Genomic DNA, 16,940 nt, shown 5'->3' on the forward strand with positions numbered 1-16,940 from the left:
AGACATTATTTCTATTGCGTCTTGAACATATATTTTTTTACACTCTTCCTCCACTCATCTTTTCCAATGTGTAATGATGATGAAAGTTGCCGTTCTGAACATAGTGAAGAACGAGCAACTGCCGAGGAGGAACGGAGCGATAGCGCAGTGACGGGCATGGCTGCCCAATTTACTCTAAGAATCAATAAACTTATCAGCCCGTCGCTTCCTTCCTCCTTGGCATGTGATAATTCCCTTATTCGACCACCTATGCATTTTTAAATATTATATTATAAGGAATCCTAACTCAACCCCTACAGCACCAAGGGTTTCAACAACCACTTATGCAAAATTCCACGTAGATGTTTCTAACTTCATTGCTCTACAACAAAGACATCATCCTTTTCAAACCACGCAACAGCTTCTCCATTTAAATACTTCTCTAATAAACCTCTCATTCTACTCGAAGGAATATATAATTCGATTGGTTCTCCACGTCTTATTCTGCTTCGGAATAACCATTGAATTAATTCTGATAACGCCCAAAAATCTTCATCAACATTAACTTTGTGATATTGAAAGAACTTCACTTCAACTGGATTCATAAATCTATTTGCTAGGTATATACAAACTTCTTTATCTATATACTCATTTGTTGCTCTAGCAGTAAGTGTAACGAATTGCTTCTTTGCTGACTTAGGAGTCAATTTCTTTTCGAAATCCTTCAAGCATGTCCACATTACTTTTTCAGACCTTACTTTACATTTGTTCCAGTAGAAGTTGTAAGCGTGACTTTTAATTAATTTAACCATCTCTTTATCCTTAACGTTCTCTGTTAACCAAGCTTTACTGAACGCACCTCTTTTATCACCTACAGCGTTCATATCCTTTTCATTGTACCTAGTTGGGTAATAAATATTAATGTTTTGTTTAAGGAATGCAACATCCTCTTGCGTTGGTTTAACATATGGAATTAACTCAAAGCGACCAGTTTCACGGTTTAATTCCACAGAATTAAAATACATTGGCACTTCAAACATTCTGAAATAATACCGCTGTGATTGCCCCCAGAACATATATGTTAGTATATATACACTTTTAAACGCTTTGAATACTGAGACGGGAAACGTCCAAAACATTGCTGTATTGTTGAAAATCATTAGATTGTTTGTCTTGGCTAGCCTTTCGATTCGTTTAAACGTTCCATCATATTTTTCTTTTTTCCAAGTCACAAAACCATTTTCATCAACAGTTACGTACGGTTCATTCCCATCATGACCAAGCAATAATTTAATATCATCTTTTGAGATTTGTGCTTGTTCAATAACATTCGCTACCTCATCTAAGATTAAGGTATAGTTATGAGATTTGATAAAAGTTAATGTCGCTTCATCAATATTCGAAAATAGCGCATGAGTACTGACAATGTCTTTTCCAAGCCTTACTAATCGTTTTAAACTTTCTATTTTTGTTACGTTATCTTTATCCACCTCAGGCTCTAAAAACTTCCTGTTTGTAACAGCGTTTTTAACCCTTTTGACTTCAGATAAAAATGGCGTAATAAACATAAACTTCTCTGATTTATCAGCCTCATTCATAAGTTGAATTGCCCAAGAGGTTTTTCCCTTTCCACATGTTGCATCTATTATATTTATCGCTTTATGTTCTGATAAATGTTCCAATAAAAGCACTCTCTCTTTCTATTTTGATTTTACAAAACTATTATACCAAACCCCAATTTGCCGATTTTCGTAAAATCTTTTAGAAAAAAACAGAGGAATCTCCTAAAAATGTTCACCAAGAACTTTTTATAGGTAATTAATGGATGAAAACTCTCTTTGGAACTAAATCTTTACAAGTAAATTGGATATTTCAACACATAAACTGAGTAAGCATGTACGCTTCGAAATTCATATTATAAACACTTGTGGATGAGATGTTTATGTTGAACAAAAAACATCAAATATCCGTCTCGTATCGAAATTTTTCACATCGTATTGGTGTGTATGTAGGTGCTACCCTCTCTTTCCCTAACAAGGCTACTATAAAATGTGGAAAACACCCCCTCCTCAGTTCAAACCTTATATGACACACCCACCCTCTCATGACTACTTATAACGCCCTCAATTGCGCTGATGCATACACAACAACACCTAGCAAAAATTACAATTGCAATTACAGTTGTCACAATGTGTTCCTATCCGTAAAATAATGATATGCATGGGAAGGAGTTATAATATGCCGACTTTTCAATACGGAACTACAGCTATTGAGTATGACATCGAATATGCCGACGATAAAAAAGACGTATCTATTATTATTGAATGGATGGAAAGCACTCGACTCATAGTCCCTACAGGTATTACCGACGAACAAATTGAGGAGATTGTACGAAAGAAAGCACCCACTATCTTCCAGAAGCTAAAAGAAGTGAATGAGATAACTGAGCCTCCTTTTCCAAAGGAATTTGTCAGTGGTGAAAAATTTGCTTATTTAGGACGAAACTATCGATTAAAAGTATATAGAGAAGAAGGGCTACAGAAAGCACAGTTAAATTTTGTAAGAGGCAAATTCATCGCAACCGTTCCAGTGGGGATAAGTGAGGATGAGAAGAGGCAGCAATTGCTGGACTTGCTCAAAGCTTGGTATCTTGAACACGGTAAAGCGAAGGTACAGTCACGTTTAAAGCTATATTGCGCTAAGATGGGTGTTACACCTAATGATGTGCAACTAAAGGAGCAGAGAATGCGTTGGGGTTCTTGTACATCTGAAGGTAACATTTATTTAAACTGGAGAATTATCATGTCACCAATGTCTATTGTAGACTACGTACTCGTCCATGAATTGGCTCATTTAAGATATATGAATCACAGTAATGACTACTGGAACTTTGTACACTCTATCCTCCCAGACTATGAAAAACGTAAAGAGTGGTTACGTATAAACGGACCTACTTTAACATTGGAATAGTGGAAAAGCCATCTCAAACAAGATGGCTTTTCCACTATCATTTTTATTTTCTATAATGCACTGTTGCTAAGTCAATCAATTGCTGCGTTAAACTCTCCAACTTTTCTTTTGGACAAGGACTTACACGGAGTTGCTTCTTAATCTTCTTTCGCATTTCACGTTTTACATCTTCTTTAGTCGTCCATTCCACTATATCTGCTTCCTGCTGAATAATGTCCGTGATAAGATGCGTTAATGCTTTCAAATCCTCTACATCATCATATGGAGGCATTTCTTTCTCCAGCATTTGATAAAATGGATATTGCTCACGAGTAAAGCCATGTTCTTCACCTTTTTGCGCTGTATTTCGTATATCATTCACCATATTACGATATTCTTCCAACAACTCGTCGATATCCATCTGACGGTCTCTGCGCCGTTGAAGGAGTTCTTCAAGCCGTTCCTTTAAAGATGTATAGTAGACTGGATTCTCTTCCAACTTAACTCGTATTTCATGACGAATGGCATGTTCCATTTCAGCTGCTTTACCTTCTGGTGTCTTCGTTTCATCTATCTGTTTTTCAAATCGATTCGAAAGAATATCAATTGGTTCGTGAACAACATCAATACCTACTGCAGCAAGATGCTCCTCTATAAGCTGCTTTACCTTTTCCCCGCAGTCACTAATATCCATCCCATCGACACGATAACGGGACTTTGCTGCTTGCCGTACTTTACCTAAAAATTTCAAATTTGCTATGTAATCATGTGCTTTAGGACTAGGCATTACCATATCCATGCTTTCTGAAAAACGTTTAAATGCTGTATCAAATTCGTTTCTTACGTCTTCTGGTTCTAACACTTGTAAGCATGCTTCTAGATTATCTGTCGAGATATAGTCGAAAAAGCGCATCGCAGAACGATGACGAGACTGTAATCTTGGTATTTCATTATCAATATTTTGCAATGCCCCTTGTACATCTTCTTTACTAAAAATAGCAAGTGCTTGCTCTAGGAATCTAGAAACACCGTAATAATCGACAATCAAACCATAAGTCTTTTTATCATATGTACGATTTGTACGAGCGATGGCTTGTAGAAGATTATGTTCTTTAATTGGCTTGTCTAAATACATAACCTGTTCGATTGGAGCATCAAAGCCTGTCAGCAGCTTGTCGCATACAATTAAAAAGCATAATTTGTCTTCTAACATTGGTTTCTTAAAGCGAGCAATGACTTCCTTTTCTTCATCTTTTGATATGTGATGCTTTTGAAGATGCTCCTCGTCATTATGACCTGCTGACATAATAACCTTTGATTCGTAGTTACTAAGTTCATCCAACATCTCTTTATACATTACAGCCGCTTCACGACTAATTGCTACAACTTGCGCTTTAAAGCCATTAGGCTGAATGTGAGTTTCATAATGTTCAATCATGTCCAGTACAATGCGTTTAATACGCTTCTTAGAAGAAATGACTGCTTCTTCTGTAGCATACTTCTTCTTAATCCTCTCTCGGTCTTCTTCACTGTACTCACGGAATTGTCGCTCAAATAGTTCGTCTAGCGAATCACCTTGTACATGTAATTCAGCCATTCTTGCTTCATAAAAAATAGGTACTGTTGCCCCATCTTCTACTGCTTGTTCAATGGTATATTTGTCAATGTATGGTCCAAATGTACGCTTTGTACTCTTATCTTCTTTATCAATTGGTGTACCTGTAAATGCTAAATAACAAGCATCTGGCATAGCACTTTTCATCGTAGTTGCTAATCCACCATATTGCGAACGGTGAGATTCATCAATCATGACAAAAATATTATCAGCTGTAGATAGATTCTTGAATTCCTTTGTCTCTGCATCCTCCTGGAACTTCTGTACCAATGTCATAATAGTAGAACCTGTACCTTGTTGAAGCAGCTGTCTTAATTGTACAACTGACTCTGCCTGTTGTGGATTTGGGAAGCCACATCGACGGAATGTATTTGTAATTTGGTCATCTAAGTCTTTACGGTCCGTCACAACAACGATAGTAGGGTTCTTAAGCTCTTTAATCCGTCGCAGCTTAACAGCAAGATATATCATCGTTAAAGACTTTCCACTTCCTTGTGTATGCCATACAACACCGCCACGTTGCGTTTTATCCTCTGCACGTAAAATACGGTCAATCGCTTTGTTTACCGCACGAAACTGCTGGTAGCGAGCAATTTTTTTAATTGTACGACCTTCTACTGGCTCGTATACAATGAAGTTACGAATTAAATCTAATAGATTCTCCTTTATTAACATTCCAGCTATTAAAATACCTTGTGGTGTTGGAGAAACCCCAAGTTCTGCAACTGTTCGTGGATATGGGTCTTTCCACTCACCATAGTGCTGTGCTTTTGCTCCAATTGTTCCTACTTTGGCACGGTCATTACTCGTGACAATCAAAAATTGGTTGTAATGGAATAACTGTTCATGTGTGTTTTGATACCGATGTAACTGACGTACCCCTTCACCAATTTGTTCATCTGGAGGCAGCATGGGACTTTTGCATTCAACAATAACAAGAGGCAATCCATTTATGAAAATGATAAGGTCTGGACGAATATTGCCTTGTGCATTATTAATAGTAAACTGGTCTACCACAAGGAATTCATTATTTTCGGGTCTTTCGAAATCAATAAGTTTTACTGTTTGGTTCTTTTTCCCTTTTCCAAGGTCCTGTTGAACAGAAATCATGTTTACTATCAGTTCATGAAATTTTTGGTTTGCTTCCATTAAACTTGTTGATTCAATATGTGTAATAGAACGTATGACCTTTGATAAGTTTGTATCGGAAAGCCATGGGTTTAAGCGTGATATAGCTTCTCTTAAACGTTCCTTTAGTACGATTTCACCTCTAGATTCTCGTTCTAAATCAAGAGAAGGACCATGAAGATGTTCATAGTCCAGTTCTTGTAATTGTGAAATCATACGATTTTCTACAAGTTGTTTCTCATTCCATTTTGGGGAAGAGGTCATACTTGTGTCACCTCGACTTCATCGACTTTTACACGTACTTTTCCTGTTAGAAGAGATTGCATAAGACCTTGTTTAAGAGTTGATAGTTTTGCTACCTTTGTTCTTTCAGCTAATTGTTTTTTATCAAAACAATCTAAAATATTAGCGATTTTCTCCTGTTCACCTTTATTCGGTAAAGCAATTTTCAAGCTTAAGAAAGACTTTTTGGAAATATTTTTCATACTGCCACTCGTTCCCGTTGCAATTTCACCGATTCTACTCCTCACTTCTGCGGAAGTCAAAACAAAGCTTAACCAAACAGGAGACACATTCGAAACATCTATAGTAGCTTGCCATAAACGGTCAGGAAGGAATAAGTCATCATAATCACTATCTACATAAGAGCTTGCACCTACGAGTTCCTTAGTGTTCATACGACTGATAATAATATGCCCTTTCTTTGGCGTTACTTTTGCTCTATCTATTTCGGTCGGCAATATAGTTTTATGCTCCTTTGGATTAAAAATCCTATTTGTTACTGCACTGGTTTTTAAGATGCCTTTCTCATCACTTTCTTTGTTTCTATTTTCAGAGTTTACACTTACTCCAGCATCAAGAGATAAAATCACATCATTTAGTACAACCAAATCCCATTCCTCTGGAACGTTGCCGATTTCCGTTTTCTTAAATTTCGTATGTCCAATTCCTTTTGTGAGAAGCTGTTGCATTAATCCTCTTTTTACTTTTTCTATTTGTTCAATAATAGCTTCTGTCTTTTCAATCGCTTCATCAACAGAAGAAAGAACGGAAACAATCTTCTCTTGTTCTAAGATGCTTTTAGGAAAAGCTATTTTTGTGTTTATAAAATCTTTTAAATTTAGATTGCTACGTCCGTCACCAGTGGCTACAGCATACGCTTGTTTTTTAAAAATGAAAGAGTTAAAGTACCATGAAAGGTAATAAGCGTTCATAACTTTTATGTTAGGTGTGGTATTTAGCGTAGCAAACCCATGTGCGCCTACTAAATCTTTATTAATCACAGCGGAAGTACCAATGTCACCCGTATGAACCGTAACCACATCTTCTAATTGTAATCTTTTCCCTTCATTTTCCTTAGCAAAATTTTCATTTAAAAAAACTAGCTTTTCTTTTAATATCTTATTTTCCTTTATGTCTGAATTTCTAATTAAAGGAGTTCCTTTGTCTGTGTAATGCGCTGTCATCGTCTTTACTAGACCTATAGTAACATTACGAGATACATCAGATAATTTTTCCACTCTCCATTCTATAGGAATCTTACCAATTTCGGTCGACTTATAACCCTCTCTTAAATCACTCACCATAGCCCAACTCCTTCAAATAACCGTACATCACCGTTTCAATCTCTTCACGTTCCTTCTCCAACTTACTTAATTCAGCTAACGCAGCAGCTACATCAATTTGCTCCTCTTCTTCTGTTGTATCAATATAACGAGCAATGTTTAAGTTATAGTCATTTTCATGGATTTCTTCAAAGCTTACCGAACGACAATACTTCTCTACTTCTTCATACTTATCATAAGCAATTACAATCTTTTCAATATCTTGGTCACGTAATGTATTTTGATTCTTTCCTTCTTGGTAATCCTGAGAACCTTCTAAAAAGAATACTTTGTTTTTACGCTCTTCTGGCTTGTTACGATTAAGAATTAGGATACATGCTGGAATACCTGTACCATAGAATAAGTTAGAAGGTAAACCAATAACTGCGTCCAATAGGTCTTCCTCGATTAAACCTTTACGGATATTTCTCTCTGCTCCTCCACGGAATAGAACACCATGCGGCATAACTACTCCCGCTTTCCCTTCATGGTTTAATGTCGAAATCATATGCTGAATAAAAGCATAGTCCCCTGCCGTTTTTGGTGGCAATCCAAAGCGAAAACGACCATATTCATCGCTTTCTGACTCTTGGCGTCCCCAATTCTTTAAGCTAAAAGGAGGATTAGCGATAACACGGTCATAGAGGATTAGTTCACCTTCCTCTAGCAATTTAGGCTCACGAATTGTATCCCCTTTTTCAATACGATGGTCACTTAGTCCATGTAGCAGAAGATTCATCTTACAAATAGCCCATGTATTAAGGTTTCTCTCCTGTCCATGTAGAACTAGATTTCGTGGGTTTCCGCCTTTTTCTTTAATGTAATCTACTGATTGGATAAGCATACCGCCAGAACCTACTGTTGGGTCGCATACACGCATTCCTTCTTCTGGCTTAATCAGTTTTACAATAAGTTCTACTACTTTACTTGGTGTATAGAACTCTCCACCTTTTTTCCCCGCATCGTCTGCAAACTGCTTAATGAGGTACTCATAGGCACGACCAAGCATGTCAGGCTCAGATAGTCTTGCATTGCTTAAGTCGATTTTAGAAAAGTGCTGAATCAATTGTAGTAAAAGATTGTCTGGTAGCTTCTTCTTATCATTAAAATCAATATTTGCTAGTACCCCTTGTAACGATACATTGTCTTCTTCTAGCTTCTCAAATGCCTTGTTAATGGCATCACCAATGTCTTGTGTTTTAGAACGGATATCTTCCCATCTTGCACCTTCTGGAACAAAGAATTGATGCTCGTCACGGTCATACCAACCATAATCATCTTGTTCTTCTGCCTCAATACGTTTTGCCGTTTCCACAAATACATCATTTAAGCGCTTTAGGAACAGTAAACCAAATATGTAGTTTTTATAATCAGAGGAATCAATACTTCCTCGCATTATGTTCGCAGATTCCCATAAATGAGATTCCAATTGTTGTAATGTTAATTTCTCCATGTGTTTTCCTCCATCTGAATCATATCTATATCCATGTATGTTATTAATTAAGATTGTCTACCTCCTACTATAACAAAATAACCCCTTTACAACTAGTTTCTCTTTGCCTATATCCAAGCATATAACCGCTAAGCCAATGCAAAATTACTATGGAATTTCTAAACCTCAGTAACTAATAAAAGCAACATTTTATGATGAATTTTACGTTAAGACCTCTCATCCCATATTCAGCACATAAACAAAGAAAGTAGAACATTCATCTCTCTTCTAACAAAAAAAGAACAGCCGTGTGACTGCTCTCTTATCAATTAATTTAATTATTTACTACTACTGCTCTACTGTGAATTCCAATCTTTCTTTTGCATTCTCACATGCTGTTTCAAAATATCCTTTAATAACCATTATTTGTTCTGGATTCAACTCGAATCTAGACATTATTCGTATCCAATTTGATTCCTTGGTAAATTCCTCCCATGTAAGGTCATATTTGTTGTAACTGGTCATTGCATGTACAACCCAACGAACTAGCCTTTCCCTTCCATTTGCATTTAATCCCCCTCGGTAGAATAGAGCTGATGCAGCGCTTCGTTGATATGTCACATTTACATCAATCCTTTTCATAACATCCCTAAACAAATTCACAGTGTTTCTAGCATCAGTTCTTGCACGATGAGCCTTCCCTCTCCATTTCAAGCCCATTACTTCCATTGCATATTTAAGATTAGGGACACTTTCAAACAAATCCTCAAATGCATGGTACATCATGTGTTGTAAATCTATGAATTTAGGCATGCTCCATTCAATATCATGAAGAATACAATCATTTTTAAGAAACTTAAAATCAGAGTTACCCCAAGTTACTATTATGCATTCCGCTTCTAAAAAATAACGAAACCATTCGAGCATTTCGGGAAATGTAGGTGCGTCCTGTACTGTTATATCACTAATTCCAGTTAACACTTCGGTATATGTAGAGATGGGAGTACTTGGTTTTACCAGAGAACAAAACTCTTCGATTACTTCAAACGTTTTAGACTCTAATTTGAATGCAGAAATCTCAACAATCTCTGTTGGCTTATTTGTTTTATATCTTCTAGTATTTGCCTCTAAATCCAGTACAATATAATACAAAAGTCTCCGTCCCTTGAATCAAGATTCTTATACAACTTCGTCTGACCGCAAATCTTGTAGTTTTTGTATAAACGACCTATGCCACTTATCATAAAAACTAGTTCCTTTCGTTTCTATAAAGCAAAAACTTACCGTATACCAAATAAGTTCTTGTCAATTATATCAATAGAGTTTCTCTAATAAATCTTCTAGTAATGGCATTTCTTCTAGCCTTCTAAAGTGTATGCCGCTTTCATTAAGCTTTGAAATATGGATACGTAGACACTCTCTTTCTTTTATCAACTCCCCAACGACAACTGCTTTCTGTTCTGCAGAAATTTGTTCTTCTAAGGTGGAATCCCACTCTAACATCTTAAGTTCCATTTCTGCTTCTGTGTACCTCCCTCCTATAAAAGGACCTACGTTTTCCCCATAATATTCTCCAAAGAAGTCTTCACCAATTATCGCCCTCACTGCAGCAGATAACTCAAATTCAGTAAAAACTTCAAAAAATTCTATCCCCGTATTATCACTAATTTCATTACCGTAAAAGAAGAATTCTCGCTCTTCTTTCCAAATCTCCATAACGACGTCAATTTTTCTCATTTACTTTTCGCTCCTAACGCCTCATTAATCCCATGCTTCTTTTATCACCTTGATACCAAATCCTTCTTCTGCAATTAACACAAGAGCATGATGTAAAGTGATTTCATCTTTATATATTCTTTTACTAAGAGGAGAATCATTCCAAACTGCAAAAAACTGTTCTTCGTTTAGCGTCTCCTTGTGTTTCTGAATTAGTATATTTAAATCATCAAGCAAGCTTTGTATGTTATCCAAATGTTCCTTAACATATTCTTCAACTACCTGTTCATTTGATTGCTCTTCATTATCAATAGGCATTATATATTCCCTCCTAAAGTCTTTTCCTATTTACCCCCAAATCCCCCTTCCGTTTATTATATTATAAAATAAAAATTCATTAATTTCAAAATTTTTAAATTAAAAATACAGTTCATTAAATCCGCTGTATTACTGTATAAGTTATACAGCATCACACTAATACATTAACTTTCCACTGTTAAAAACACCATTCTATAATTATATTTAAATAACATTTAGTTGTTTTCACTTCAAATAGAAAATACAATATTATAATCTCTATATAAATTGAATTAAATACTTTCTTACAATCCTCTCTTATCGCCAATCTTCCTAAAGTACACTTCCTCATGCAAGCAATTTGAATGATGATTTTGCTACTTAATTTGGAGGTGTAAAAATTAAATTCAACTTATATAGTATAAATACCATTCTATCTTACCTTCCTCTAATGCTTAACAAAGCTAAGTACCTACCTCGATTCATACCATATTGTATCGTGTGGTTTAGGGTACTATATCATCCCTCTTTAGTAAGATGACTGTACAATGTGGAAAATAGCCCCCACACTATACACAAAAAAGGAATGAGTTACCCCATTCCCTTTACCATTGTACAGACAGTTAAAGACATAATTTTGTGGTCACAAATGGTCACATAACTTGCAATAACCATTGCTTTTTTAATAGAATCCCATTTATACAAACCTATGAAAATCCCTTTAAATCAACGTTTTTCCCGTAGCTCAGCAGGGAGAGCGCCACCTTGACAGGGTGGCAGTCGCTGGTTCGAACCCAGTCGGAATCATTAGATAAACCTTGATATAATAACGGTTTCTCGAATATGAGAAATTGTATTTTTCGTTTTATTAATCCTTTTGACCACATTGTATTTCTAATAGTAGAATCATATATTTAAAATTGATACTTTTAAAATAAATATCATATTACAAAATAAAAAAGCTCTTCTCACATGAAGGTCACTGAAAAAATTCATTGAAAAGAGAAAAAGAAGATAACATCATACTATATATAGGAAATTATCTTCTTAATCTATGTATATTGATAAAAGTTCTGTTGTCTACTCAAAATAAAAACTTTTTCAGCAAGCCCTTATTCCATAGGAGATTTTTCACCTTAATTTGTATTTCCTAATATTTTTCCACCTTATAAAGTGGAAGAGAGATTACTGGTTATGACTCTAATGGTCTTAAGTTTCAAAGATTTATTGATGAATCGACAGGAGAAATAAATAACTTTTTCCCTAGCCTTAAATAATAAAAAATTGGAGTGAAATTAACGTGGAAAATAAAAAAAAGAAACTAATTAAATATTTCTATCAAGTTATGGGAGATGATCGTTTTTTAGAGGTCTTGAAGAGATATTCAAACGGTGAAGGATATGGCGTAGAACACGTTTGGTGCGTGTTTGCAGATGATTATGAAGAATGGGAAGATGAATACTTTGGAGAAGAAGGAATTGCTTATTATTTTGATTACCCAGCTGTAGAAGAAGATGAAGAGGTAATCTTAGATTATCAGACCTTTTATATCTACTTGAAAGATGCTTGTGAGAGTTACTTAGACAAACATCCGAATGCTGAAAAACAGGTGAAGGACTACTTAGAACAGATTAAGGATAGATTTACAATAAAATGACGAAAGAAGAACTCGTTAAACTTGTAGAGCAAATATGTGATCCTAAATTGCCAGATGAATTGGGTAGTAAGTATATTGATATATTGAAAGCGAACGTACCTCACCCCGCCCCAAGTGATTTAATCTTTTGGAATTTTAGGGATTTAACACCAGAAGAAATAGTGGAGATTGCATTAAACTACAAGGAAGAACAAAAGTAAAATATGTATAAAGGACAAGCCGCTCTCAAAAAAAGGAGTGGCTCGTTGTCTTTTTATTTATACTTCTTACCTAAACTAAATAGATGAAAAAACTGAATATTCTATCTTTTATTGAAAAATAATTAATTGCCCATTTTATTTATCCAAATTATGTTAATGTTTTAGTTAATAATTACGTATTATTAATGGAGGGAGACTTATTATGCATGTATCGATGAAGGGAAATGAGCAGATTACAAAGTTGCTAAACGATTGGTATCAAGCAATGTTGCGACAACAAAATATACAAGCAACAAATTTAAAGCGAGAAATCGAAAACAAACTTTCCGATATAAAAGAAGATGAAAACCTATTATTATATTACTCACTACTAGACTTTAGATATAAGGTGTTAACAGATGGGCTAAACATCACAAAAGATAGTTTTAATAAAATTAACGCCTTCGATATACCAGCCGATGGATTCTTATCTTACTACTACCATTTCTTCAAAGCTATTCATGCAACTCTACTTGCAAATCATAATGAAGCTAAAGAACACTATGAGAAAGCAGAAAATCTCTTAAAGTTCATTTCTAATGAACTAGAACAAGCTGAATTTTATTATAGGATTGCATCTTTCTATAATATTACTTTTCATTCGCTTATGGGTATCAAATACGCATCTAAAGCAGAAAAAATATTTTCTAAACACACTGGTTGCGAAATTAATGTAGCTTTATGTAAGAATATTTTAGGAGGAGCTTGTGTACAGTTACAACAATTTGAATTAGCAGAAGAACATTTCGCTTCTGCAATAGATATTTTACAGAAGCAAAATGAAGAAACTTTAATTTTAAGAGTTAGAAATAATTTAGGTTGGCTATATGCAAGCCAGAACCTTTCAAGTTTGGCTATTCGCCATTTATCAGAGGTTAATCAAAAAATCCCTAACCACTTTAAAGCTATTTTCTTAGAAGCAAGAGAACATTTCAAACTTGGTCAAAAAGAAATAGCAGATGAATTTATTAAAAAAGGTTTGGATGTTTGTAAAAATTTAAATAATGTGGAATACAAGCACCATTTCACAATTTTAAAAGGAATGAATGATAATATTCCTTTAGAAGAATTAGAAACTTTAATTATTTTAGGAACTGCATACTTTAAAAAAGAGAGATTATTAGGGTACATACAAGAATATGAAGAAATATTGGCGGTCAAATTTCATGAGGTGCTAAACCTTGAAAAATCAGCAAAATACTTCTATTCGGCTTATAAAGCTAAACAAAAATTATCAGAAAAAGGAGCGTTAAAGTGATGAAAAAACTTTGTTCAATTGTGTTAAGTTTAGCTATTATTGGTATTCTTTCTTTTGGATTAAATAATTCTGTAGAAATTCTACAGTCTGCTCATGGAGATTATCCTGCACCACAAAAACCTGGCTTAACTTATACGCATGGAGATCACGGTGGTTCTCCTTCTTATGGTCACGCTGACACACCTGCACCACAAGCGTAACACGTTAATAGATTTAAAGGACAAGCCGCCCACCTAAAAATGAGCGGCTTTCTTCATTATCTAAGCCAACTTACATATTCCTCATCAAAAAACATCCAGCCGTTTGGGACATTCCAAAATTAATACAACTATTGATATTTATACTCACTCGTTACAATCAGCAGCTAAAGAGACTTCAATTAAGTTAGAATCATTAATTACTTCTCGAACACAAACAAAAGTGAATTAGAGTGCTCCTTAGATTTCCCTGTTGTTCTAAAATAAAAGAGCCTGTCTTGAAATATATTAATCAAAACAGGCTCCAAGCATAATATATAGAATCAAACTTACTTAAAATGTATAATTATTCCCACATTTTCTCTTCAATTAAACCATTCTCATTCAAATGACACAAGATTATAAAAATCCTATGTTTATCTCACCTTCATGATAAATCTCCACTACATATTTATTTGAGACATAAAGATACGTATCCGCACCCACTGCTGTTACATCGTCTAATGCCCTTATTACTTTCTCAACATTTGCCTTCAAAACAGGAAACTCACCATAACTCCAATAAATATGTACATCTTCTCGATCCAAAAATTTAGCAATGTCTTTTAAACTATTAATATGTTTATGATTTTCAATCTTATCCCAATCAATCCGAGTGTATGGAGTAAAAGGAACTTTATCTTGAAATTCAGAATATAGTTCTGCACTTTTTTCTTTTGAAAAAATCGTTACATGATTTCCGAGAGCCATCAAACACTCATTAAATAAAGCACCATAATCTTTTTGTTGCCTCATCCTCTGTTTTTCTAATAAAAATTCTAACCGCTTTTTTCTTGGGTTATCTCTCATAACATATCTCCATACCCCTTCATTATCTTATAGCCCTTCTGCCATTAAACAAATTATATCATTCATATATCACCTGACTATCCTTAATAAAGCATCCCAATATTAGTGAATATTCCAAAACAGCGTAATCTATGTTATATCTCTATTTCAATAAACCTGCCCCCGTTGCCTTAAGGTCAACTCATACCATTGCAACTGTTTTCTTAATAAATTCACGATCTCCCTATTGCAACTGCCTGTACAACTTTAGTTGAAATTTAATAAGATATTCTGAAGGACAAGTCTTGAAGTTCCTGTTCTAGATCTTCTAGTTACAGATCCTTCATTACGGAGATTTCGTAATTTGCAAACAGAAAGAGGAAAATTGTAAAAAACAAAATACAGTGTAAAGAAGGTGATAAATAAGATGGTGAACAATGAAGAAACACTTTGTCGTAAGTTTGCAAAGATTATAGGCGGCCAATCAGGATTTGCGGGTGGAAAGTGTGTCGCTACAATATCTCGAGATCAAATAAGCGCAACGATTTTGGGAAAGAAATTTGGGGTGACTTCTTCTTTCTCATTCGAATCAATAGATCATTTAAGTGGCAAAGCTTTATGTTTAGGAAGAGTAGCACTTTTACAAAATGAAGTGGAGCCATTTATTACTGTAATTCGTGCTCAAGGAATCATAGTTTCATCTATCCACAATGAATGGTTGTTCGATAACCCACGTTTAATTTATGTCAATATCGAATCTGTTGAAGAACCATTGACCTTTGCAAGAAAAGTAAGGAAAGCATTAAAAGCTACTTGATCATAATCTTTGTACCAATTAAAGGGACCCCTTTCGACTGCCAATACTAAACTAGCATTGCCTTCCCTTTCACTGTAACATTCCCTTGAAGAGCCATTCTTCATGGCATTTCAAAAATACACACTATTAACTTTTACTAGACAAGCATACACTCACTTCCAACTTAACCACATACAATGTTAAAAAGAATAAATGAGGAGATGCATAATATTGTCAAAACCAGCCTATGGCTACGTTACACTTGTGGGTAACAGTCCTATAGAAATCAAATCAGGTGCAAACGTAAAATTTAATAGAAACGGCCCATTAAATCATATAGTGTTTACCCCACCTAGTGACACCTTAATCATTCCTAAACCTGGAGACTATAAAATCGAATTTATATTATTAATTGATGGTCCTGCTTCTATTTCAGTATATGGTTTAATTTTAAACAATTCTTTAGTAGGTGGACGACTTACTAATTATGGTATACAAAGACAAGTAGATGGAGCGAGTCTGATGCTCACTGGACAAGCTATTATCAATATTCCTAGAGGTTCAACACTACAGCTTAGAAATATAGGATCAACTACAGATGTGTTACTACCCATTCTAAAAGGACAAAAAATTAATGCTGCATCATTAACTATTGAGAAGCTTAGCTTGTAAAATGTATTTGTGCAGCAGAACAAATACTTAAAAAAGTGGTTCGTATTAAATATATAAAAGCGACAAAATAGCTATTAAGTCGCTGATTCGAGGCCAATCAGAATTATACAAAACAAAAAGCCTCAATCCTTTTATTCTAAATGGATTGGGGCTTTATTCATTCAAGCTTCATTTTAAACTTCATTCTCCTAATTCATATTAAATGTAATCTACTTGACCTTACCTTTTCTCCCCAACTAAGTGCAGCCTATCCAGATATAAAGTATTAAAAATCAAGGTTATTGCATGCCTGGGAATCCTCCCATACCCATGCCTGGAAACCCGCCCATACCCATACCTGGGAAACCTCCCATACCCATACCTGGGAAACCTCCCATACCCATACCTGGGAAACCTCCCATACCCATACCTGGGAAACCTCCCATACCCATACCTGGAAATCCTCCCATACCCATACCTGGAAAACCTACCATACCCATACCTGGAAAACCTACCATACCCATACCTGGAAATCCTCCCATACCCATGCCTGGAAATCCTCCCATACCCATGCCTGGAAATCCTCCCATACCC

The 16,940-nt window shown here is 35.1% G+C and carries 16 protein-coding genes and 1 tRNA gene; 8 read left to right on the plus strand and 9 right to left on the minus strand.

Annotated features, from left to right (window positions below):
• Window positions 1-353: 353 nt before the first annotated feature.
• Complete coding sequence (locus MR076_RS23570) at window positions 354-1,661, minus strand: DEAD/DEAH box helicase family protein (protein WP_242224694.1); 1,308 nt, start codon at window positions 1,659-1,661, stop codon at window positions 354-356.
• 556 nt (window positions 1,662-2,217) lie between these two features.
• On the opposite strand from MR076_RS23570, the gene MR076_RS23575 reads away from it, so the two are divergent.
• Entirely contained in the window at window positions 2,218-2,949 is a 732-nt protein-coding gene (locus MR076_RS23575; RefSeq protein ID WP_242224696.1) for a M48 family metallopeptidase, read from the plus strand.
• Between the two features lie 43 nt (window positions 2,950-2,992).
• Here the strand turns inward: MR076_RS23575 and MR076_RS23580 are convergent, their stop codons facing one another.
• From MR076_RS23580 to MR076_RS23605, 6 genes are all read right to left on the minus strand, one after another.
• Window positions 2,993-5,935 carry a type I restriction endonuclease subunit R gene (locus tag MR076_RS23580; RefSeq protein WP_242224698.1) on the minus strand — a complete coding sequence of 981 codons (2,943 nt, stop codon included), beginning with the start codon at window positions 5,933-5,935 and terminating at the stop codon, window positions 2,993-2,995.
• Window positions 5,932-7,257, minus strand: coding sequence for a restriction endonuclease subunit S (locus tag MR076_RS23585; RefSeq protein ID WP_242224699.1), 1,326 nt, complete (start codon window positions 7,255-7,257; stop codon window positions 5,932-5,934). The genes MR076_RS23580 and MR076_RS23585 overlap by 4 nt, the downstream gene beginning before the upstream one ends.
• Window positions 7,247-8,728: a type I restriction-modification system subunit M gene (locus MR076_RS23590; RefSeq protein WP_242224701.1), complete on the minus strand. Its 1,482-nt coding sequence runs from the start codon at window positions 8,726-8,728 to the stop codon at window positions 7,247-7,249. The genes MR076_RS23585 and MR076_RS23590 overlap by 11 nt, the downstream gene beginning before the upstream one ends.
• A gap of 327 nt (window positions 8,729-9,055) precedes the next feature.
• Complete coding sequence (locus tag MR076_RS23595) at window positions 9,056-9,859, minus strand: exonuclease domain-containing protein (protein WP_242224703.1); 804 nt, start codon at window positions 9,857-9,859, stop codon at window positions 9,056-9,058.
• Between the two features lie 162 nt (window positions 9,860-10,021).
• Window positions 10,022-10,444, minus strand: a complete 423-nt coding sequence (locus MR076_RS23600; protein WP_242224705.1) for a hypothetical protein — start codon at window positions 10,442-10,444, stop codon at window positions 10,022-10,024.
• A gap of 24 nt (window positions 10,445-10,468) precedes the next feature.
• Entirely contained in the window at window positions 10,469-10,741 is a 273-nt protein-coding gene (locus MR076_RS23605; protein ID WP_242224707.1) for a hypothetical protein, read from the minus strand.
• A 717-nt stretch (window positions 10,742-11,458) separates the two neighbouring features.
• Here MR076_RS23605 and MR076_RS23610 point away from each other — a divergent pair.
• From MR076_RS23610 to MR076_RS23630, 5 genes are all read left to right on the plus strand, one after another.
• A tRNA-Val gene (locus MR076_RS23610) sits at window positions 11,459-11,524 on the plus strand.
• Between the two features lie 496 nt (window positions 11,525-12,020).
• Window positions 12,021-12,377, plus strand: coding sequence for a ribonuclease toxin immunity protein CdiI (cdiI, locus tag MR076_RS23615; RefSeq protein ID WP_242224709.1), 357 nt, complete (start codon window positions 12,021-12,023; stop codon window positions 12,375-12,377).
• Window positions 12,374-12,577: a hypothetical protein gene (locus MR076_RS23620; RefSeq protein ID WP_277928589.1), complete on the plus strand. Its 204-nt coding sequence runs from the start codon at window positions 12,374-12,376 to the stop codon at window positions 12,575-12,577. The genes cdiI and MR076_RS23620 overlap by 4 nt, the downstream gene beginning before the upstream one ends.
• A gap of 202 nt (window positions 12,578-12,779) precedes the next feature.
• Complete coding sequence (locus MR076_RS23625) at window positions 12,780-13,874, plus strand: Rap family tetratricopeptide repeat protein (RefSeq protein WP_242224711.1); 1,095 nt, start codon at window positions 12,780-12,782, stop codon at window positions 13,872-13,874.
• Window positions 13,874-14,074 (plus strand): Phr family secreted Rap phosphatase inhibitor, encoded by a 201-nt coding sequence (locus tag MR076_RS23630; protein ID WP_242224713.1) that lies wholly within the window; start codon window positions 13,874-13,876, stop codon window positions 14,072-14,074. Before MR076_RS23625 ends, MR076_RS23630 begins: the two co-directional genes overlap by 1 nt.
• 396 nt (window positions 14,075-14,470) lie before the next feature.
• Here MR076_RS23630 and MR076_RS23635 read toward each other — a convergent pair whose 3' ends face one another.
• The gene (locus MR076_RS23635; RefSeq protein ID WP_242224715.1) at window positions 14,471-14,920 is read right to left on the minus strand and encodes a CDI toxin immunity protein; all 450 of its coding nucleotides are present in this window, start codon (window positions 14,918-14,920) and stop codon (window positions 14,471-14,473) included.
• Window positions 14,921-15,326: 406 nt separating this feature from the next.
• On the opposite strand from MR076_RS23635, the gene MR076_RS23640 reads away from it, so the two are divergent.
• Together MR076_RS23640 and MR076_RS23645 are read left to right on the plus strand one after the other, a co-directional pair.
• Window positions 15,327-15,716: a DUF1259 domain-containing protein gene (locus MR076_RS23640; RefSeq protein WP_242224718.1), complete on the plus strand. Its 390-nt coding sequence runs from the start codon at window positions 15,327-15,329 to the stop codon at window positions 15,714-15,716.
• A 210-nt stretch (window positions 15,717-15,926) separates the two neighbouring features.
• Complete coding sequence (locus MR076_RS23645; protein ID WP_242224720.1) at window positions 15,927-16,367, plus strand: BclA C-terminal domain-containing protein; 441 nt, start codon at window positions 15,927-15,929, stop codon at window positions 16,365-16,367.
• Window positions 16,368-16,645: 278 nt separating this feature from the next.
• Here the strand turns inward: MR076_RS23645 and MR076_RS23650 are convergent.
• Window positions 16,646-16,940 (minus strand): hypothetical protein (locus tag MR076_RS23650; protein ID WP_277928590.1); only part of this gene is annotated, 295 nt, incomplete at its 5' end.

This window comes from Bacillus cereus group sp. BfR-BA-01380, from assembly GCF_022663535.1.
GTDB lineage: Bacteria > Bacillota > Bacilli > Bacillales > Bacillaceae_G > Bacillus_A > Bacillus_A cereus_BB.